Annotated in this window: 15 protein-coding genes and 1 pseudogene; 11 read left to right on the top strand and 5 right to left on the bottom strand. The window is 53.0% G+C overall.

Annotated features, from left to right (window positions below; all coding sequences use genetic code 11):
• Positions 1 to 13: 13 nt before the first annotated feature.
• Positions 14 to 403, top strand: a pseudogene (locus F4V61_RS22300) (fimbrial protein); the annotation flags it as partial.
• Positions 404 to 578: 175 nt separating this feature from the next.
• Here F4V61_RS22300 and F4V61_RS05090 read toward each other — a convergent pair.
• The 3 genes from F4V61_RS05090 to F4V61_RS05080 all read right to left on the bottom strand — a co-directional run bounded on the left by F4V61_RS05090 (position 579) and on the right by F4V61_RS05080 (position 4,683).
• Positions 579 to 1,628, bottom strand: a complete 1,050-nt coding sequence (locus F4V61_RS05090; protein WP_079827888.1) for a transferrin-binding protein-like solute binding protein — start codon at positions 1,626 to 1,628, stop codon at positions 579 to 581.
• Between the two features lie 9 nt (positions 1,629 to 1,637).
• The gene (locus tag F4V61_RS05085) at positions 1,638 to 2,981 is read right to left on the bottom strand and encodes a surface lipoprotein assembly modifier (RefSeq protein WP_079827889.1); all 1,344 of its coding nucleotides are present in this window, start codon (positions 2,979 to 2,981) and stop codon (positions 1,638 to 1,640) included.
• Positions 2,982 to 3,399: 418 nt separating this feature from the next.
• On the bottom strand, positions 3,400 to 4,683 hold the full coding sequence (locus F4V61_RS05080) for a putative acyl-CoA thioester hydrolase (RefSeq protein ID WP_080160871.1): 1,284 nt from the start codon (positions 4,681 to 4,683) through the stop codon (positions 3,400 to 3,402).
• A gap of 1,102 nt (positions 4,684 to 5,785) precedes the next feature.
• Here F4V61_RS05080 and hutI point away from each other — a divergent pair.
• The 5 genes from hutI (at position 5,786) to hutH (ending at position 12,122) form a co-directional block, all read left to right on the top strand.
• Positions 5,786 to 7,009 (top strand): imidazolonepropionase, encoded by a 1,224-nt coding sequence (hutI, locus tag F4V61_RS05075; protein WP_080160870.1) that lies wholly within the window; start codon positions 5,786 to 5,788, stop codon positions 7,007 to 7,009.
• On the top strand, positions 7,006 to 7,947 hold the full coding sequence (gene hutG, locus F4V61_RS05070; protein ID WP_038396451.1) for a formimidoylglutamase: 942 nt from the start codon (positions 7,006 to 7,008) through the stop codon (positions 7,945 to 7,947). Before hutI ends, hutG begins: the two co-directional genes overlap by 4 nt.
• A 44-nt stretch (positions 7,948 to 7,991) precedes the next feature.
• A complete protein-coding gene (locus F4V61_RS05065) occupies positions 7,992 to 8,717 on the top strand; it encodes a histidine utilization repressor (RefSeq protein WP_080160869.1) in 726 nt (241 codons plus the stop codon).
• A gap of 197 nt (positions 8,718 to 8,914) precedes the next feature.
• On the top strand, positions 8,915 to 10,600 hold the full coding sequence (gene hutU, locus F4V61_RS05060) for a urocanate hydratase (protein ID WP_001115189.1): 1,686 nt from the start codon (positions 8,915 to 8,917) through the stop codon (positions 10,598 to 10,600).
• Between the two features lies 1 nt (position 10,601).
• Entirely contained in the window at positions 10,602 to 12,122 is a 1,521-nt protein-coding gene (hutH, locus tag F4V61_RS05055) for a histidine ammonia-lyase (RefSeq protein ID WP_001021638.1), read from the top strand.
• Between the two features lie 84 nt (positions 12,123 to 12,206).
• Here the strand turns inward: hutH and F4V61_RS05050 are convergent, their stop codons facing one another.
• Entirely contained in the window at positions 12,207 to 12,683 is a 477-nt protein-coding gene (locus F4V61_RS05050; protein WP_038396447.1) for a kinase inhibitor, read from the bottom strand.
• A 57-nt stretch (positions 12,684 to 12,740) separates the two neighbouring features.
• Positions 12,741 to 14,030, bottom strand: a complete 1,290-nt coding sequence (bioA, locus tag F4V61_RS05045; protein WP_000205496.1) for an adenosylmethionine--8-amino-7-oxononanoate transaminase — start codon at positions 14,028 to 14,030, stop codon at positions 12,741 to 12,743.
• An 86-nt stretch (positions 14,031 to 14,116) separates the two neighbouring features.
• On the opposite strand from bioA, the gene bioB reads away from it, so the two are divergent.
• The 5 genes from bioB (at position 14,117) to uvrB (ending at position 20,401) form a co-directional block, all read left to right on the top strand.
• Positions 14,117 to 15,157: a biotin synthase BioB gene (gene bioB / locus F4V61_RS05040; RefSeq protein WP_080160868.1), complete on the top strand. Its 1,041-nt coding sequence runs from the start codon at positions 14,117 to 14,119 to the stop codon at positions 15,155 to 15,157.
• The gene (gene bioF, locus F4V61_RS05035) at positions 15,154 to 16,311 is read left to right on the top strand and encodes an 8-amino-7-oxononanoate synthase (protein WP_150363954.1); all 1,158 of its coding nucleotides are present in this window, start codon (positions 15,154 to 15,156) and stop codon (positions 16,309 to 16,311) included. The genes bioB and bioF overlap by 4 nt, the downstream gene beginning before the upstream one ends.
• Positions 16,295 to 17,050: a malonyl-ACP O-methyltransferase BioC gene (bioC, locus tag F4V61_RS05030; protein ID WP_000079902.1), complete on the top strand. Its 756-nt coding sequence runs from the start codon at positions 16,295 to 16,297 to the stop codon at positions 17,048 to 17,050. Before bioF ends, bioC begins: the two co-directional genes overlap by 17 nt.
• Positions 17,043 to 17,729, top strand: a complete 687-nt coding sequence (gene bioD, locus F4V61_RS05025; RefSeq protein ID WP_000167229.1) for a dethiobiotin synthase — start codon at positions 17,043 to 17,045, stop codon at positions 17,727 to 17,729. Before bioC ends, bioD begins: the two co-directional genes overlap by 8 nt.
• A gap of 650 nt (positions 17,730 to 18,379) precedes the next feature.
• The gene (uvrB, locus tag F4V61_RS05015; RefSeq protein WP_079781069.1) at positions 18,380 to 20,401 is read left to right on the top strand and encodes an excinuclease ABC subunit UvrB; all 2,022 of its coding nucleotides are present in this window, start codon (positions 18,380 to 18,382) and stop codon (positions 20,399 to 20,401) included.
• The last annotated feature ends 279 nt before the right edge of the window (positions 20,402 to 20,680 follow it).

The raw sequence follows: 20,680 nt of genomic DNA, 5'->3' as shown, positions 1-20,680 counted from the left end.
TACCGTTCAGTTAGCCACTGTCTATAAAAAACAGTTCCAGTCCGTCGGTTCAGAAGTGCCGGGAGGAAACCTGAATTTACAGTTAAAATGTCAGGACGGCATTGATGTCCATGCGACATTAACGGATGCAACGGATACGTCAAACCAGAGCCCGGTACTTTCACTGGATAAAACGTCAACGGTCCGCGGGGTTGGTCTGAAAATATATAAAGACGATTCTCCGGAAGCTTTGAGATTTGGTCCGGATTCATCAGTAAAAGGAAATATAAATCAGTGGCAATTTTCCACATACCGAGGTGAGATGAACCCGGCGGTCAGTCTTAATATTAATTATATCCGGGCCGGGGAAATTCAGACAGGTACAGTTCAGGCGATATCAACAATAACATTTTCATATCAATAAAACAGATTAAGTAAAGCCATGTCAGCAGGCGTTATGAGACTGGTTACGTAATGCTTTATCTAAAACCAGATAAGGAAAAATATAGCTGCTGTTCCCTCCAGTAAAGGCTTTTCCTGCTGCACCTCTAAAACTACCGGAGGTGGATCTACCACCTCCTGAAATTAAGTCCGTTTATTTATTCCTGTTTTTCGCCTCCGAATACACCTCCCCAGCTATCATCATCTCTGGAACGGATCGAGCCGGCGACAATTTCACCGTCTTTTCCATAAAAACCGCCATCAATGTACCCGTGCATTTTATGATCTGCACGGTCATTAGTACCAACCAGCTCGGCCATGAAACTACCGTCCTCATCCACATCGTGAGGTTTACGGGTATCAATTGTCAGGTTAAAATGTGGACGTGTTTTGTCGATTATTGTCCCGGTCACTTGGCGATCTTCATAACGAAGACTGATATCGGCTTCTTTTCCTGAAGCCTGCTCCTGATCGTAGTAAACTTTACCGGTATAATCAGCCGCTAAAGAAGGAAGCTTCTTTTCTTCTCCGTTCATAGCAACGATATAATCCACTCTGCCATATTTCTCTTTGCCTGACAGATTCCGGGTGGTTTCACTCGTATACGTTTCCACAATGCCGTAAAATCCTACGGCTTCACCACTTTTATCTCTCAAAATACTAAGGTTTTTGGATGCCAGCTCCCGGTAGTCTGCTGGATCACCAGTATTTAATGGCTTGATATCCACGATAACCTCACCATCTGTCATTCTGAGATCATAGGCATCAGGCTCTTGTACTGTATTGCTTTTATGAAGCATTGTGGAATCAGTATCATTTACTGTACGGGTAAGCATTGTACCGGTGTTGTATTTGACCTCTGAAATACGAGTTTCGTTGACTGGTGCTAATATTATCGGTTTATTCGGTAGTGTGGTTTCAGTAGCTTCAGTAGCTTCAGTAGCTTCAGTAGCTTCAGTAGCTTCAGTCGTCACAGGTATATCCGTATTGCTGGCGGAATTATTTCCCGTTGAACTGACTGTTTCAGTTACACCACCAGAATTATTACCAGATGAACCGGGAGTAACTGATGTGGTTATACTGACGACCTCGGTTGTTTCATTCGTCGTGGTACTGTGTGTTTTGCTACTGTTTCCCCCTCCGCCACCGCAGGCAGTTAACAGGCTACACGACAGGATTATGCTGGTTATAATAAAAGTGGTTTTCATTGTATCTCCTCAGAAGTATTTGCTGAAACTCAGCAAAAGACGATTCCTCTCCGTGTCGTGAAAAGGATGATTACTGTCAGTTCGCTGATAACTCCATGTGATTTTTGGTGTTATGCCAAAAAAATAAATATCGCGGTGCCATACCGTGACAGAAGTATTGTATTCATGATTAATTTGCTTTATTCCCCAGAAGTCTCCGGCCAGGTATTTTTTATGACCATAAGCAGCCTGTAATAGCGTTGATACACCTCCATCCCATTCGTACATCCATCCGGTCAGGAATGCTGCCTTATTGAAAGAACTGTCTTTTTCTTCAGTTCTGAGCATACTGTATCCAAGACCTGCAGAAATATACTGGCGTGAATCTGGGAAATAAATCAGAGTTTCATTAAGTGAGTAGCGGTATCCGTTAAGGTAAGTCTTTTTTTTATATTCATTTTTACCCAGTTTAACGTCTGAGTATAAACGCCAGCGGTTTGAAAGCTGGAGCGTGGTTTCTACTCCGAACCCACGGGTATCAGAATAAGGTTTCAGACCTTTTTCTGATTTTTTGCCTCCGCCATAATAACTTTTTTCATAAAATGGAAGGAGAAGAATCGTAGTATCAATATTGCGATAACCAAAACCCAGTCCGATACTACCATCAAGCTCATCATAAGAGTGGTTATTTTTGTATACTTTCCCTGAGGTGGCTAATCGTGTGATACCAAAAAGATTATCCGGCAAAGAGAATGTTTTTTCTGCCTCTCCCCAAAACATCACACCTTTTCCTGATTGTGGTTTCTCAGATTTCCATCGACCGATGGAACGACCGGATGCTGGCGCGTTATTGATGTTTTTTTCATTCAGATAAGTGAATCCGCCACGAAATGCCCAGTTGTCTGTCTTTTGTATTTTTGCAATGAAGGAGTCAATCAGTACGGCTGCTTCTTCAGGTAAAGATTCACTGCGTAATTTACGTAACTGAGCTTCAGCGGACAGTATATCTTTATTCAGGTACAATACTGTGGCCAGTTGTAATCTGGCACTGTACCAGTCAGGATGTACAGAGATGACTTTTCTGTAATGCCGTATTGATTCGGCGTAGTTTTTTTCCTGACGAGCAAGAATGCCATTAGCCCATTCGAGCAAAAGTGGGTCAATGAACTGTGAACATTCTCCACAGGTCTGTAGTATGTTTTTTACTGCCACAGAATTATTGCTAATTAAATAGTGAGTTAATTTGTTGTTTAGATTTCCCGTCTCCAGAGTTTGTTCTTTTGCTGATGTAAAGGTGGAAAACAGGAGAAATATAAAAGAGACCATAGCTGGTGGTTTTCCCGGCTTCAGTCGCATGAATGTGATAATTTTCATGAAAATATTTAATGTTATGTATTTGTGGATTCATTGTGGTGAATGATTATCATTATCATATTAAACATGACTTTCCGATGAATCTCTACTCGAATAATCACCCCTTCATTGTTCGGTTTTTTCGAATTCACTTTCTGAAGGGCGTGGTATGTAGAATAGAGGGTGGATCGTTTTGCAAGTCCGGTCGGAGGATATATTTTCCCCGTCAGTTCAGTATTTGAATAAAAATCAGAATAGGTGTCTGGGTAGGTATAATGGCACTGGCTTGTGAAAAGTCTGCGGGACAGTGGCAGGGTAGGGGATCAGCGTTAAGAGAACTGAAAACGAAGATTAGGGGAGCCCGCCTGGCGAAGCAGTAAAACAACGGGACGCTGCATTTGATGCGCGTCCCGTTTATAAGCATGAACCGGATCTGCGATTACTGCTTAGGCTCCGTTACCACTTTACTGCCTGGCCCGCGGTTGTTGTATTCCCACATGCGGTTGTAGTTAGTGTCGTTCAGATTACGCTGCACCTCGCCTTTGTCATCCACGGTTCCCGTATTTCCGGCAAACGGACGTTTCGAGATGACCGCGTCGGCCCACGGTTTGGCGATGTTAAAGCCCTCGTTAATCACACTGTCGCGGATCACCACCTGGCCGTTGGTGTTGGCGTCAACATCCAGCGAGCGGCCAAGCTGCGCAACGCCATCGCCGGATGCGCTAAAGCGGCTATTGATCGCCAGGAAGCCATAGTAAATATTGGATAGCGTCGCAGGGGCGAACACGTAGGCTTCCTGTTGCGTGCGGGAGTTGACGACCTGGAAGTTAGTGTTATCGAACACCACGGCGCCGCGTCCGGAAACCATATCTACATCGCCTTCAATATAGCTGTTCGTCACCAGCGTGCGCGGCTGGCGATCGGTTTGCAGACGGTTCTGCACGCCGCTATTGGTCACAAAGAAGGTATTCTGACGGCCAAGGATATTTACCTTGTTAATCTGGATCTTATCGCCATCGGTACGCAGCGCCACCGCAGGATGGTTTCCGGCATCGACGCTGTCGCCCAACGTGTTTTCGATGGTCAGGTTTTGTAGCTGCAGTCCGTTATTTTGCGACCAGAACGCAGCAGAACACATCACGCCGATCGTTGCTGCACGTTTGCTTTGGCAGTTATCGAACATATACCACGCGGGTTTACCCGGCATATATTTCCCTCCGGGATTCACCGCGCGGCGCCAGTCGGCGATGCTCATTTCACCATCAATCGCCATACCGATTTTTACATCGATCGGTTTTTCACCTGTCCCATACAGCGTCAGACTTCCCGGCGCGGCGGGAATGTAGACGGTACCCTGATAGGCGCCCGGCATAATAGCGATGTACTGGCGTTTATTCGTGCGTTTAACCATTGCCGCATCGACGGCGGCCTGAATCGAGGTGTGCGTAACGCCAGGCGTGCCTGCCGGACCGACCACAAAGTCAGGCTGCGCGGGCAAAGTAATCGGTGACGGCGACCACGGCGCGGTATTCGGCGTCAGAGAGGCGAAATAGTGCGCCGCAACGAAGTTTTTCGCTTCATTTGCCGACAGAATCGGGCGCGAGGCGGTGCCAGGCGCGGTTTGATCGGAAGGGATTTGATCGGGTGGCGTAGAGCTACAGGCGCTCAGCGTCACGCCAAAAGCCAGTGCCAGCGCCAGACGGGAAACCGATAATGTATTCACAGGTTGCTCCGGGCTTTGAAAAAGTTAAATGACATCCATTGAAGCCTGCTTTTTTATACTAAGTCGATAAAATAAAAAAGCAGTATTTTTCAAAAAGTTAAAAGTGATTTTCGAAATCATTCGAAATTCGTTCATTATTCTACACCAATCAGGTCTCATTCTTTACCCCTGCTGTCTCTTGCTACCATACTGTCTGCTTTGTGACCAGGTAAGTGCTGTACAAAATTATCGTTAACCTTCCTGCTATACAAACTGGCCGCCAGACTCCTTATCCCACAAAGTGTTGACGGTTCTCCGTTGAACATCAGTCGAAGGTTTTTCTGGCTAGCATGAAATATCGCGATCCAGTAACTGCGGTAAGTGACTTTTTTGCGGGCTAATGAGATTAAATTTTAACCACTGTAAATTTTCTTGCTCATGTGAGAAATTTCCTCTGCCGTTACATTCGTTTCTTTCAATCCTGGCGAGAGTGGAATAGCTAATTTCGGTGGTGTGAAGACTATACGTTAAGCAATATTTATAAATTAACAATTTTGAAATCAGGCTTGTTGTAATATAGAAGGTTTTGAACTAAAAATATTGATTTTACTATGCCTTTGTAAATCTTTTCTCTATGGGGTTATGACGATATTTGAACTTGTAAATTACTTTATTTTAATCAAGGGGGTGATATGGTATCCTTTTCGCGTTTAATGGATTTTGCTTTTTCCTGTTCATGTATTAGTAACCTAAAATATCGAACAGTTTATGATAAAAATGCAAATTAATAATACTACCCATGCAGAAGCACCATTGAGCACATTTGTAGCCAAAACTCAACACAATGAATGTCAAAAGCGTTTTCTCTCTGTCTGCCAACCGGAATACGAGTTATAAAACATAGAAAAACACCTTCTGTTTTCCCCTGCCGTCTCTGTTGCTTGTTGCCATACTGTCTGATTTAGGACCAGTGATTGATGCGCGTATTTTCAGGACGGAAACACCTTTAGCATCAGATGGCTTTATCATAATTGAGTAACAATTTTCACGCTTTGAGTTGACAAGCTGGAACAGAAAGAAAATAAATGTCTATACAACTCATGACAGGCAGAGAGCGACACTCATGCGGCAACTTTTACCGGGCGATACGGCCTGGAGAAACATCAGACTGGCGACTATGGACCCGCAGCAGCAAACCCCGTATGGGCTGGTGGATAATCTGGCGCTGATTGTGCGCGAAGGGCTTATTTGCGATATCGTGCCAAAGACACAGATTCCTGTTAGCGGAGACAATATCCATGATATGCAGGGACGGTTGGTCACGCCGGGACTTATCGATTGCCACACGCATCTGGTGTTTGCCGGCAGCCGTGCCGGAGAGTGGGAGCAGCGGCTTAACGGCGTGTCATATCAGCATATCAGCGCCCAGGGCGGCGGCATTAACGCCACAGTCTCTGCGACCCGTGCCTGTGCGGAGGATACGCTCTACTTGCTGGCGCACGAACGGATGATGCGCCTGATTAACGAAGGCGTCACGCTCCTGGAGATTAAATCCGGCTACGGTCTGGAACTGGCGACAGAAGAAAAGATGCTGCGCGTCGCCGCAAAACTTGCCGCCGAAAACGCTATCGACATTAGTTCCACTCTGCTTGCCGCTCATGCCACGCCAGTGGAGTATCATGGCGATCCGGACGGCTACATTGCCTTGGTATGCGAGACGATTATTCCGCAGCTATGGAAAAAAAGGTTATTTGAGGCGGTAGACCTCTTTTGTGAGAGCGTCGGTTTTAGCGTGGCGCACAGTGAACGCGTGTTGCAGACGGCGAAGGCGCTAGGCATTCCCGTGAAAGGGCATGTTGAACAGCTTTCGCTATTGGGCGGCGCGCAGTTGGTGAGTCGTTATCAGGGCTTATCGGCAGACCATATCGAATATCTTGATGAAGCGGGCGTCGCGGCGATGCGTGACGGCGGCACCGTCGGTGTGCTGCTGCCTGGCGCGTTTTATTTTCTGGGCGAGACGCAGCGTCCGCCGGTGGAACTGCTGCGCCGCTATCAGGTGCCTGTCGCCGTCGCCAGCGATTTTAATCCCGGGACCAGCCCGTTTTGTAGTTTGCATCTGGCGATGAATATGGCCTGCGTACAGTTTGGTCTGACGCCGGAAGAGGCATGGGCGGGCGTTACGCGCCATGCCGCTCGCGCGCTGGGAAGACAGGCGACGCATGGTCAGCTCCGGGCAGGCTTCCGGGCGGATTTTGTGGTATGGGATGCTGAACAACCGGTTGAGATAGTGTATGAGCCGGGGCGTAACCCTTTATATCAGCGTGTATACCAGGGACAAATCATATGACGCAATGGTACCCGGTTTCCCCGACGCTTTGGCAGGGGCGCGACGACAGCGCAGAAGCGGCGGATGCGCGGCGTCTGTTTCAGACCGTAATACGCAGCGAGGATTTTGCGCCCCAAGACTGGCCGAAACAGATCGCGTTAATGGGATTTGCCTGCGATGAAGGGGTAAAACGCAATGCAGGCCGTCCCGGCGCGGCAGGCGCCCCGGACGCGTTGCGTAAAGCGCTGGCGAATATGGCCAGCCACGACGGGCATGAGCGGCTGGTGGATTTGGGCAACTGGGTTGCGCAAGCGCCCGATCTGGAAGGCGCTCAGCAGACCTTACGCGATGCGGTAAGGCGCTGTCTATGCGCCGGGATGCGCACGTTGGTGCTGGGCGGCGGCCATGAAACCGCGTTTGGGCACGGCGCAGGCGTGCTGGATGCGTTTGCGCAGGAAAGCGTAGGGATCATTAATCTCGATGCGCATCTGGATCTCCGTCAGACCGAGCGGGCGACGTCCGGTACGCCGTTTCGTCAACTGGCGCAGTTGTGCGACGCGCAGCGCCGCGTATTTCATTATGCCTGTTTTGGCGTGAGCCGTGCGGCGAATACGCGGGCGCTATGGCGGGAAGCGACGCGGCGGAATGTTACCGTGGTGGAGGATCTGGATTGTTATAATGCTCTGGCGCAGATGACGCAGTTTATCGCCAGGGTGGATAAAATTTATTTGACTATCGATCTCGACGTATTGCCGGTCTGGGAAATGCCGGCCGTCTCCGCCCCCGCCGCTCTGGGGGTGCCGCTGATTCAGATTCTGCGTTTAATTGAGCCGGTTTGCCGCAGCGGAAAATTACAGGCGGCGGATCTGGTTGAATTTAATCCACGTTTTGATAAAGATGGCGCAGCAGCGCGCGTGGCTGCACGGCTTGGCTGGCAAATCGCGCACTGGTGGCGTTAATTTGCCATCCGGAAAACACTATCTGCATAAGGAAGGCTTCACGCATGTATTCATCCCGATCCCGTTCTGCGCCTGCGCCTTTTTACGAAACGGTGAAACAGGACATCTGTAAGAAAATTGCCGGCGGCGTCTGGCAACGGCACGATCGCATTCCGTCGGAGGCAGAGCTGGTCGCCCAGTATGGCTTTAGCCGAATGACCATTAATCGGGCGCTGCGTGAGCTGACGGATGAAGGGTGGCTGGTACGTTTACAGGGCGTGGGGACGTTTGTCGCCGAACCGAAAGGCCAGTCCGCGCTGTTTGAAATCCGCAGTATCGCCGAAGAGATTGCCGCCCGCCATCATCAGCATCGTTGTGAGGTGGTGACCCTGGAACGCGTGCGGGCAAACGCCTTACAGGCCCGCGCTATCAATGTAAATGAGAGCGATCACATTTTCCATTCCGTCATGGTGCACTATGAAAACGATCTACCGGTACAAATTGAAGATCGCTGCGTGAATGCGGATATTGCCGCGGATTACCTGACGCAGGATTACCGCCAGACCACGCCGCACGCCTATCTATCGCGGATTGCGCCGCTAACGGAAGGGGAACATATTGTTGAGGCGGTGCGCGCCACGGCGCAAGAGTGCGCGTGGTTAACTATCAAAGAGTACGAACCCTGCCTGCTCATTCGTCGTACCACCTGGTCTGCGTCGCGGATTGTCTCTCACGCCCGTTTACTTTTCCCTGGGTCGCGCTATCGGCTACAGGGGCGATTTATCTCCTGAGCGGACCGCTGCCGGAAAACGTGATTGCTGACGCAGTATAATAAAAATGTATGATTTTTTGTTAACACTTTTCTTGTGTTTACTTGTATAGACAAGTATATGTCTGGTTCATATTCATGAGTCTGCGGCGGTGCCGGATAGCGACGTTTTAACGTCATTCGGCGATGGTGGACCGATAATAATGAGGAGTCATTGCTATGCCTGAAAGCAAGTATCGTCAGCAGACTATCCGCGCCCCCAGAGGCGCTACATTAACGGCGAAAAGCTGGCTTACTGAAGCCCCGCTGCGGATGTTAATGAATAATCTCGATCCTGACGTGGCGGAAAACCCACATGAGCTGGTGGTCTATGGCGGGATTGGTCGCGCCGCGCGCAATTGGGAATGCTATGACGCGATTGTTGATGCGCTAACCCGACTGGAGGCGGACGAAACGTTGCTTATTCAGTCTGGCAAACCGGTCGGCGTGTTTAAAACGCATGACAACGCGCCGCGGGTATTAATCGCCAACTCCAACCTTGTCCCCCACTGGGCGACATGGGAGCACTTTAACGAACTGGATGCGAAAGGGTTGGCGATGTACGGCCAGATGACGGCCGGAAGCTGGATCTATATTGGCAGTCAGGGGATTGTGCAGGGTACTTACGAAACTTTCGTTGAGGCGGGACGCCAGCATTATAACGGCACGCTGGCGGGACGCTGGGTGCTGACCGCCGGACTGGGCGGTATGGGCGGCGCGCAGCCGTTAGCCGCGACGCTGGCCGGAGCGTGTTCGCTGACGATTGAGTGCCAGCAAAGCCGTATTGATTTTCGTCTGCGTACTCGCTACGTGGATGAGCAGGCCGCCACGCTGGATGACGCTCTGGCCCGCATTGCGCACTACACTCGCGCAGGTAAAGCCGTATCTGTGGCCCTGTGCGCGAACGCGGCGGATATCCTGCCGGAACTGGTTAATCGCGGCGTGCGCCCGGATCTGGTGACCGATCAGACCAGCGCCCACGATCCGCTACACGGCTATTTGCCCACCGGCTGGCGCTGGGAGGAGTATCAGGAAAAAGCGCTATCCGATCCCCAGGGGACGATGCAGGCGGCGAAACGTTCAATGGCGGCGCATGTTCAGGCGATGCTGGCGTTCAGTAAAATGGGCGTGCCGACCTTTGACTATGGCAACAATATTCGCCAGATGGCGAAAGAGATGGGGGTGGAAAACGCCTTTGATTTTCCGGGATTTGTGCCAGCCTATATTCGCCCGCTTTTTTGTCGAGGGATCGGGCCGTTTCGCTGGGTGGCGCTGTCCGGCGATCCGCAGGACATCTATAAAACCGATGCCAAAGTCAAAGAGATAGTGGCTGAGGATAAACACTTGCATCACTGGCTGGATATGGCGCGTGAGCGCATTCATTTTCAGGGACTGCCGGCACGTATCTGCTGGGTAGGCCTGGAGTGGCGGCAAAAACTGGGGCTGGCATTCAACGAAATGGTGCGTTGCGGTGAGGTATCCGCCCCCATTGTGATTGGCCGCGACCACCTGGATTCCGGTTCCGTCGCCAGTCCTAATCGTGAAACCGAAGCGATGCGCGACGGTTCCGACGCGGTTTCCGACTGGCCGCTGTTAAATGCGTTGCTCAATACCGCCAGCGGGGCGACATGGGTATCGCTCCATCACGGCGGCGGGGTGGGGATGGGCTTTTCGCAACACGCCGGTATGGTGATTGTCTGTGATGGCACAGACGAGGCCGCCGCGCGTATTCGCCGCGTGTTACACAACGATCCGGCGACGGGTGTTATGCGTCATGCCGATGCCGGGTATGACCTCGCGGTGGAATGCGCTGTTGAGCAAGGTTTACATTTACCCATGGTCGCTGCGACGCAGAGGAAACGCTGAGATGAATATCATAACCCTCACTCCGGGGCAGCTAAGCCTCTCTCAATTGCATGACATCTGGCGTCATCCGGTACAGATTTGCCTGGACGCCAGCGCCATTGACAGCATTAACGCCAGCGTCGCGTGTGTTAATGATATCGTTGCCGAAGGGCGTACCGCCTACGGCATCAACACCGGTTTTGGCTTGCTGGCGCAGACGCGCATCGCCGATGAAGACTTGCAAAACCTACAGCGCTCGCTGGTGCTGTCTCACGCGGCGGGCGTAGGCGATCCACTGGACGACGCGATGGTGCGTCTGATTATGGTATTGAAAATCAATAGCCTGGCACGTGGATTTTCCGGGATTCGGTTGAGTGTGATAGAAGCGCTCATCGCTCTGGTGAATGCCGGGGTGTATCCACTTATTCCGGCAAAAGGGTCGGTCGGCGCATCGGGCGATTTAGCGCCGCTGGCGCATCTGTCGCTGACGCTGCTCGGCGAAGGGAAAGCGCGCTGGCAGGGCGAATGGCTTCCGGCGCAGACGGCGCTAAAAAAGGCCGGACTGGAACCTGTCGCGCTGGCGGCAAAAGAGGGACTGGCGCTGCTTAATGGCACCCAGGCGTCAACGGCTTTCGCGCTGCGCGGCTTGTTTGAGGCGCAGGAGTTGTTTGCCTCCGCCGTCGTCTGCGGCGCGCTGACCACCGAAGCCGTACTGGGATCGCGCCGTCCTTTTGATGCGCGTATTCATGCCGCGCGCGGACAGCAGGGGCAAATTGACGCCGCGCGATTGTTCCGGCATCTGTTGACTGAAACCAGCGCCATTGCTGAATCACATCACCACTGTAATAAAGTTCAGGATCCGTATTCCCTTCGCTGCCAGCCGCAGGTGATGGGCGCTTGTTTGACCCAGTTACGCCAGACGAAAGAGGTGCTGTTGGTTGAGGCCAATGCGGTGTCCGATAACCCGCTGGTCTTTGCCGATGCGGGGGAGGTGATCTCCGGCGGTAACTTCCATGCCGAACCGGTCGCGATGGCGGCGGATAATCTGGCGCTGGCGATAGCGGAAATCGGCGCGCTGTCGGAACGGCGCATTGCGTTGATGATGGATAAACATATGTCGCAGTTGCCGCCGTTTCTGGTGAAAAACGGCGGCGTTAATTCCGGCTTTATGATTGCCCAGGTCACCGCGGCGGCGCTCGCCAGCGAGAATAAAGCGCTGGCGCACCCGCACAGCGTGGATAGCCTGCCGACCTCGGCTAACCAGGAGGATCATGTCTCAATGGCCCCGGCGGCAGGACGGCGATTATGGGAAATGGCGGCGAATACCCGCGGCGTCATTGCCGTGGAGTGGCTGGCTGCCTGTCAGGGGATAGATTTACGGGAAGGGTTAACCTCCAGCCCGTTACTGGAACAGGCGCGGCAGGCACTGCGTGAGCAGGTGGCGCACTATACGCAGGATCGTTTTTTCGCGCCCGATATTGCGTGTGCGACGGCACTGCTGGCGCAAGGCGCGTTACAGCGTCTGGTGCCGGACTTTATGTGAATGCTGCCGGATGGCGCGGCGCTTATTCGGCCTGCAAAACCCGCAGGCAGGGTAAGACGTTTACGCCGCCATCCGGCACAGCGTTTAACTGAACATCGCCGTTATCGAGGCGCTGGCGAGCGAATGGAAATGCACGTTAAAGCCGACCATCGCGCCGCTGGCGTCTTCATCAACGTCAAGACGCTCGACGTCCAGCGCGTGAACCGTAAAGATATAGCGGTGCGTTTCCCCTTTAGGCGGCGCCGCGCCGCCGTAACCCGCTTTACCGAAATCTGTACGCGTCTGAATGACGCCGTCTGGTACGGCCACCAGGCCTGAGCCGAACCCTTGGGTCAGTACGCGCGTATCCGCCGGGAGGTTCACCACCACCCAGTGCCACCAGCCGGAGCCGGTCGGCGCGTCAGGATCGTAACAGGTCACGACAAAACTTTTGGTGCCCACCGGTACTTCGTCCCAGGCCAGATGCGGCGAAATATTATCGCCATCATAGCCCATACCGTTAAAAACGTGGCGATGAGGAAGTTTATCCCCATCGCGCAAATCGTTGCTGATAAGTTTCATGCGCTCTCCTTTGGACTCACCAGAAGTGTAGCCAGAAGCAGCATCGCTTACCGCTGATTAATGGCTAAAAAATGTTTCATTGTGTACCGCGTCATTAACCGCCTGGGTCAGACGGCGCAACTGCTCTGGACGAATAATGTAGGGCGGCATCAGATAGATTAGTTTGCCGAACGGCCTGATCCAGACGCCTTGCCCGACGAAGAAGCGCTGAAGCGCCGCCATATTGACCGGATGTGTGGTTTCAACCGCCCCAATCGCGCCCAGCACCCGCACGTCCGCCACCCGGGGCGAACTTTGTGCGGGGGCTAACTCAGCGCGTAACTGAGACTCGATGGACGCCACCTGTTGGCGCCATTCGCCGCTTTCCAGCAGCGTCAGGCTGGCGCAGGCGGCGGCGCAGGCCAGCGGATTCCCCATAAACGTCGGGCCATGCATAAAACACCCCGCCTCGCCATTGCTAATAGTCTCTGCAACCTGGCGTGTGGTGAGCGTTGCCGAGAGGGTCATGGTGCCGCCGGTTAACGCTTTGCCGAGACACAGAATATCCGGCGCGATCCCGGCGTGTTCGCAGGCGAACAGTTTGCCGGTACGGCCAAATCCGGTGGCTATCTCATCGGCAATTAGCAGAATGCCTTCGCGATCGCACATGTTGCGGATGCGCCTGAGCCATTCTGGATGATACATGCGCATCCCGCCCGCGCCCTGAACGATAGGTTCCAGAATCACGGCGGCTATTTCATGGCGATGCGCGGCCATCAGGCGGGCAAATGGCGCAATGTCGCCTTCATCCCATTCGCCGTCCATCCGACTTTGCGGTGCCGGCGCGAACAGATTTTCCGGCAGATAGCCTTTCCACAAGCTGTGCATGGAGTTATCCGGATCGCACACTGACATCGCGCCGAACGTGTCGCCATGATAACCGTTGCGGAACGTCAGGAAACGCTGACGCGATTCGCCCCGCGCCCGCCAGTATTGCAGCGCCATCTTCATGGCCACTTCCACCGACACCGAACCGGAGTCGGCCAGAAAGACACACTCCAGCGGCTCAGGCGTTATCGCAACCAGTTTACGGCACAGATTCACCGCAGGCATATGTGTTATGCCGCCGAACATCACATGCGACATGGCGTCAATTTGCGATTTCATCGCCGCGTTCAACTGCGGGTGATTGTAACCATGAATCGCCGCCCACCAGGAGGACATTCCCTCAATTAGGCGTTCGCCTGAGGCGAGAATCAGTTCGCAGCCTTCGGCCCGCGCAACGGGATACACCGGCAGCGGCGAGATCATGGAAGTGTAAGGATGCCAAATATGGCGTTTGTCGAAGGCAAGATCGTCCGTTGTCATAATTAGCTTGTAAACCAAATTAAAAAGATTTAGGTTTACGAGTCTACACCATATCAAAAACAAACAACATATTTTGGAGAGGCCCGATGGCTCGCCACCCACGCTGGACACTGTCGCAAGTAACCGAATTATTTGAAAAACCACTGCTGGAATTGCTGTTTGAAGCGCAGCAAATTCATCGCCAGCATTTCGACCCAAAGCAGATACAGGTCAGTACGCTACTGTCGATCAAAACTGGTGCTTGCCCGGAAGATTGTAAATACTGCCCGCAGAGCTCGCGCTATAAAACCGGACTGGAAGCTGAGCGTTTAATGGAGGTGGAACAGGTACTGGAGTCCGCCCGCAAAGCGAAAAACGCTGGTTCGACCCGCTTCTGCATGGGCGCGGCCTGGAAGAATCCGCGTGAACGCGATATGCCTTATCTGGAACAGATTGTACAGGGCGTCAAAGCGATGGGGCTGGAAACATGTATGACGCTTGGCATGTTGAACGAGAGCCAGGCGCAGCGTCTGGCTAACGCCGGGCTGGATTACTACAACCACAACCTCGATACCTCGCCGGAGTTTTACGGCAATATCATCACCACCCGTACCTATCAGGAGCGCCTCGACACGCTGGAAAAAGTCCGTGAAGCAGGGATTAAAGTGTGCTCCGGCGGCATTGTCGGTCTGGGCGAAACGGTCAACGATCGCGCCGGACTGTTGTTGCAGCTCGCGAATCTGCCGACGCCGCCGGAAAGTGTGCCCATCAACATGCTGGTGAAGGTGAAAGGCACGCCGCTGGCGGATAACGATGACGTGGATGCGTTTGATTTTATTCGTACTATCGCCGTGGCGCGCATTATGATGCCAACCTCATACGTGCGTCTTTCCGCGGGGCGTGAACAGATGAACGAGCAGACTCAGGCGATGTGCTTTATGGCCGGGGCGAACTCGATTTTCTATGGCTGCAAATTGTTGACTACGCCAAATCCGGCAGAGGACAAGGATCTACAGTTATTCCGCAAGCTGGGACTGAATCCGCAGCAGACGAAGGTGCTGGCGGGCGATAACGAGCAGCAGCAACGTCTGGAGCAGACGCTGATGACGCCGGACACCGATGATTATTACAACGCGGCAGCCGTATGACTTGGCAACAACGCGTCGACGATGCGCTGACGGCGCGTCGGGCGACGGATACGTTGCGCCGCCGCTATGTGGTGTCGCAGGGCGCCGGACGCTGGCTGGTAGCGAACGGGCGACAGTATCTTAACTTCTCCAGCAATGATTACCTCGGCTTAAGTCAGCATCCGCAGATCATTCGCGCCTGGCAACAGGCGGCGACGCGTTTTGGCGTCGGCAGCGGCGGGTCGGGGCATATCAGCGGTTATTCCGTGGCGCACCAGGCGTTAGAGGAGGAACTGGCGCAATGGTTAGGATATCCGCGAGCGTTGCTGTTTATCTCTGGCTTTGCGGCGAATCAGGCGGTTATTACCGCGTTAATGAAAAAAAACGACCGGATTGTGGCCGACAGGTTGAGTCATGCTTCGCTGCTGGAGGCCGCTAATCTGAGCCCGGCGCAGCTTCGCCGCTTTATCCATAACGATACGCAGCATCTGTCGCGTTTACTGCAATCGCCTTGTCCGGGCCAGCAACTGGTCGTGGCTGAAGGTATATACAGTATGGACGGCGACAGCGCGCCGCTGGCGGAAATCCAGCAAATTACCCACAAGCATCATGCCTGGCTGTTAGTCGATGATGCGCACGGCATCGGCGTGACTGGTGTTGAGGGGCGGGGCACCTGCTGGCTACAGGGGATGAAGCCTGAGTTGCTGGTGGTGACTTTCGGTAAAGGATTTGGCGTCAGCGGGGCAGCGGTACTCTGTTCGGAAAGCGTGGCGAATTATCTGCTGCAATTCGCCCGCCATCTGGTTTACAGCACCAGTATGCCGCCCGCGCAGGCACAAGCGTTAAGCGCCTCGCTGGCGGTGATCCGTAGTGATGAAGGTTGTGAACGACGCGAAAAACTTGCCGATCTGGTTAAGCGCTTTCGGGCGGGCGTTAACGCGTCCCGATTTACCCTATTGAATGCCCATAGCGCTATCCAGCCGTTAGTTGTAGGCGATAATATCCGCGCTCTGCGCCTTGCGGAGGCGCTTCGGCGACGAGGATGCTGGGTGTCGGCGATTCGTCCGCCGACGGTGCCTGCTGGTACGGCGCGCCTGCGCTTAACGCTAACGCAGTCGCATGAAGCGTGCGATATCGATCGTCTGCTGGAGGTGCTGCATGGCGCAGGTGAATAAGCAGGCTATTGCGGCGGCGTTTGGCCGGGCTGCGTCGCAATATGAGCAGCATGCTTTTTTGCAACAACAAAGCGCGGATGCGCTGCTAACGATGTTGGCAGGACGCCAGTTTGCCAGTGTGCTGGATGCTGGCTGCGGCCCTGGACGTATGAGCCGTTACTGGCGTGAACGGGGGAGCGAAGTAACCGCCCTTGATCTTTCGCTGCCGATGCTGCTACAGGCGCGCGATCGTAAGGCGGCGCATCACTATTTGTTGGCGGATATCGAAGCGATTCCTTATGTTTCAGGTGTCTTCGATCTGGCCTGGAGCAACCTGGCTGTCCAGTGGTGCGGTGATTTACGCGGCGCGTTGAGTGAGTTGTGCCGGGTTGTACGGCCTGGCGGCACCGTGGCGTTTACCACGTTGTGCCAGGGATCTCTGCCGGAACTACGTCAGGCATGGCAGGCCGTCGATAATCGCACTCATGCGAATAGTTTTTTACCGGAAGAGGCAATTGACCATGCGCTGCACGGCTGGCGGGCGTATCGCCAAACGCAGGCGATAACACTGTGTTTTGAGGATGCCCTGAGCGCGATGCGTTCGCTCAAAGGAATTGGTGCCACCCATCTTCATGAAGGGAGGGAGCCGGATGTGTTAACACGCGCCAGGCTTAGACAAATTCAGTTGGCATGGCCGCAGCGGCAGGGGAAATATCCGCTGACATACCATCTTTTTATGGGAGTGATTGAACGTGACTAAACGCTATTTTGTTACCGGTACTGATACCGAAGTCGGTAAAACGGTCGCCAGTTGCGCCTTATTGCAGGCCGCAACACAGTTGGGCTATCAAACTGTAGGCTATAAGCCTGTTGCCTCCGGCAGCGAAATGACCACCGACGGGCTACGCAATAGCGATGCGTTGGCTTTGCAGCGTAACAGCAGCATGGCGCAACCCTATTCCGCTATCAACCCTTATACTTTTGCGGAGCCTACCTCTCCACATATCGTTAGCGCCGATGAAGGTCGGACGATAGAGGCGGCGGTCTTATCACAAGGATTGCGAACGCTGGAGGCGCAGGCAGATTGGGTGTTGATAGAAGGGGCGGGCGGCTGGTTTACGCCGCTTTCTGACACGCTGACGTTTGCCGACTGGGTACAGGCGGAACGACTGCCGGTAATTCTGGTCGTTGGCGTGAAGCTGGGCTGTATTAATCACGCTATGCTTACGGCGCTGGCGGTAAAACAGGCCGGGTTAAGGCTTGCCGGCTGGATAGCCAACGACGTACAGCCGCCGGGCGCGCGTCATGGTGAATATCTTGCTACGCTCCGACGCGTCATACCGGCCCCATTATTAGGCGAAATTCCATGGTTGGACGTTTCTCTACAGCAGGTTGCAATGGGACAGTATCTTGACCTTAGCCTCCTTGAGCGCGCATAGCCTCGCTTAAAAATTGCCTTTTTGCAGGATCAGACGATCCTGCTGTTCTCTCGCCAGACCCTTCAGGCGTCACCATCCTGACAATGTTCAAAATGTGAGCGTGTACGTAGCTATTTTCCCCGCCACATTAGCCAATAATCAGCCGAAAATAGCGATAATTTTTTTTTATCGTCCGGCGAAAACGTCCTGCGCGGATTTTGCCAGGCGGCAGGGGATACGGGCTGGAAGCAGTTATCCACTATTCCTGTGGATAACCTTGTGTATTAGAGTTAGAAAACACAACGTAAGCGAGAGGCGACGCGGCCTGCGACTAAATTGACGCGAAAGACGGCTTGAGAAAATATCCCTTTTCAGACAGCGAGTTATATAAAATCAATGGTTGTAAAGGATGGGGTAGGTATTGACATAAAACGTTCATCATACGACTTGACAAATGTTAAAAAAGACACTGGTTTGGGGATAACCAGCACGCTGCTGGAATTTTATCCCGCGGCTGTCTACATTTTACCTCGCAACGACGTGGGTTATTCGCCGCTAACCAATATACTATGAAGTGTTACTGTTTTTTTATCCAGTATCTTTTATTGGCAATATTCGCCGTCGAGAGTAAAATTACACACCTGCCCGCTCACACCATCAGGTAGCCGCTCATGAGTAAACCGTTCAAACTGAATTCCGCTTTTAAACCTTCTGGCGATCAGCCGGACGCTATACGTCGCCTGGAAGAGGGGCTGGAGGACGGGCTGGCGCATCAGACGTTATTGGGCGTAACCGGCTCCGGGAAGACATTCACCATTGCCAACGTTATTGCGGACTTGCAGCGGCCAACGATGGTGCTTGCGCCTAACAAAACTCTGGCGGCGCAGCTCTACGGCGAAATGAAAGAGTTTTTTCCGGAAAATGCGGTGGAGTATTTTGTCTCCTACTATGACTACTATCAGCCGGAAGCGTATGTGCCAAGTTCGGATACGTTTATCGAAAAAGACGCTTCGGTAAACGAACATATTGAGCAAATGCGGCTGTCGGCAACGAAAGCTCTGCTTGAGCGACGCGATGTCGTGGTGGTGGCTTCCGTGTCCGCTATTTACGGTTTGGGAGATCCGGATCTTTACCTGAAAATGATGTTGCACCTGACGGTCGGAATGCTGATTGATCAGCGCGCGATCTTGCGTCGGCTGGCGGAATTGCAATACACCCGTAACGATCAAGCCTTTCAGCGCGGTACCTTCCGCGTGCGCGGCGAAGTAATCGATATCTTCCCGGCTGAATCTGACGATATCGCGCTACGCGTTGAGCTGTTTGATGAAGAAGTGGAACGCCTGTCGCTGTTTGACCCATTAACCGGGCAGGTGGAGGCAACGGTGCCACGTTATACCATCTATCCCAAAACACACTATGTGACGCCGCGCGAGCGTATTCTACAGGCGATGGAAGAGATAAAAGATGAACTGGCGGACAGGCGTAAGGTTCTTTTAGCGAATAATAAGCTGCTTGAAGAGCAGCGATTAAGCCAGCGCACGCAGTTTGATTTAGAGATGATGAACGAGCTGGGCTACTGCTCAGGCATTGAAAACTATTCTCGCTTCCTGTCGGGCCGCGGGCCGGGCGAACCGCCGCCAACCTTGTTCGATTATCTGCCCGCCGACGGACTGCTGGTGGTGGATGAGTCTCACGTAACGATCCCGCAGATAGGCGGCATGTATCGTGGCGATCGGGCGCGAAAAGAGACGCTGGTCGAGTATGGTTTCCGTCTGCCTTCAGCGTTGGATAACCGTCCGCTGAAGTTTGAAGAGTTTGAAGCCTTAGCGCCGCAAACTATCTATGTTTCTGCCACGCCTGGCAACTATGAGCTGGAAAAGTCGGGTGATGAGGTGGTGGATCAGGTTGTGCGACCGACCGGGCTGCTGGACCCGATCATTGAAGTGCGCCCGGTGGCGACCCAGGTGGACGATCTGCTTTCTGAAATCCGTCAGCGTGCGGTTATTAACGAGCGTGTTCTTGTAACCACACTCACCAAACGGATGGCGGAAGATTTGACTGAATATCTGGAAGAACACGGCGAGCGCGTACGCTATCTGCACTCGGATATTGATACCGTGGAGCGTATGGAAATCATCCGCGATTTGCGTCTGGGCGAGTTTGACGTTCTGGTGGGGATTAACTTGCTGCGCGAAGGGCTGGATATGCCGGAAGTCTCTCTGGTGGCGATTCTGGACGCCGACAAAGAGGGCTTCCTGCGTTCCGAGCGCTCCCTGATTCAGACCATAGGTCGCGCGGCGCGTAACGTTAACGGTAAAGCGATTCTGTACGGCGATAAAATCACGCCGTCAATGGCGAAGGCGATTGGCGAAACCGAGCGTCGTCGCGAGAAGCAGCAGAAGTACAACGAAGAGCACAGTATCACGCCGCAGGGGCTGAACAAAAAAGTGGTCGATATCCTGGCGCTGGGGCAGAACATTGCGAAAACCAAAGCGAAGGGGAAAGGCAAAGGCCGTTCTACGGCGAAAACCGGGATTGTCGAACTGGATATGACGCCGAAAGCGTTGCAGCAGAAAATTCATGAGCTGGAAGGGCAAATGATGCAGCACGCGCAGAATCTGGAGTTTGAAGAAGCCGCGCAAATTCGTGACCAGTTGCATCAGCTACGCGAGTTGTTTATCGCGGCGTCCTGACGGTGCGTCGATCGCTGGCGCTCGCCTGGTAAGGCGCGTATGCATAACCTGTGTAATTGCCTGCTTTTGATAGTTTCAGTCCAACGACAAGCGCTGAGTTAGTCAGAAACGAAAAACAGTTACCGGATCTGGCTAACGAGATTGCTAAAAAGCTTATAACATCAGGGCGTTAGCCAGTTCAATCACAGCTAAAGAAAATTAGCATTGAGGCCGGGCTCAACGCTAAATTTACCTGCCTCCCCCGGCGATGAGAAAAACCGCCTCGTATTATCGGTATAG

The organism is Salmonella enterica subsp. arizonae (assembly GCF_008692845.1).
GTDB classification, from domain to species: domain Bacteria; phylum Pseudomonadota; class Gammaproteobacteria; order Enterobacterales; family Enterobacteriaceae; genus Salmonella; species Salmonella arizonae.
This window is presented reverse-complemented; position numbering and strand designations above follow the sequence as displayed.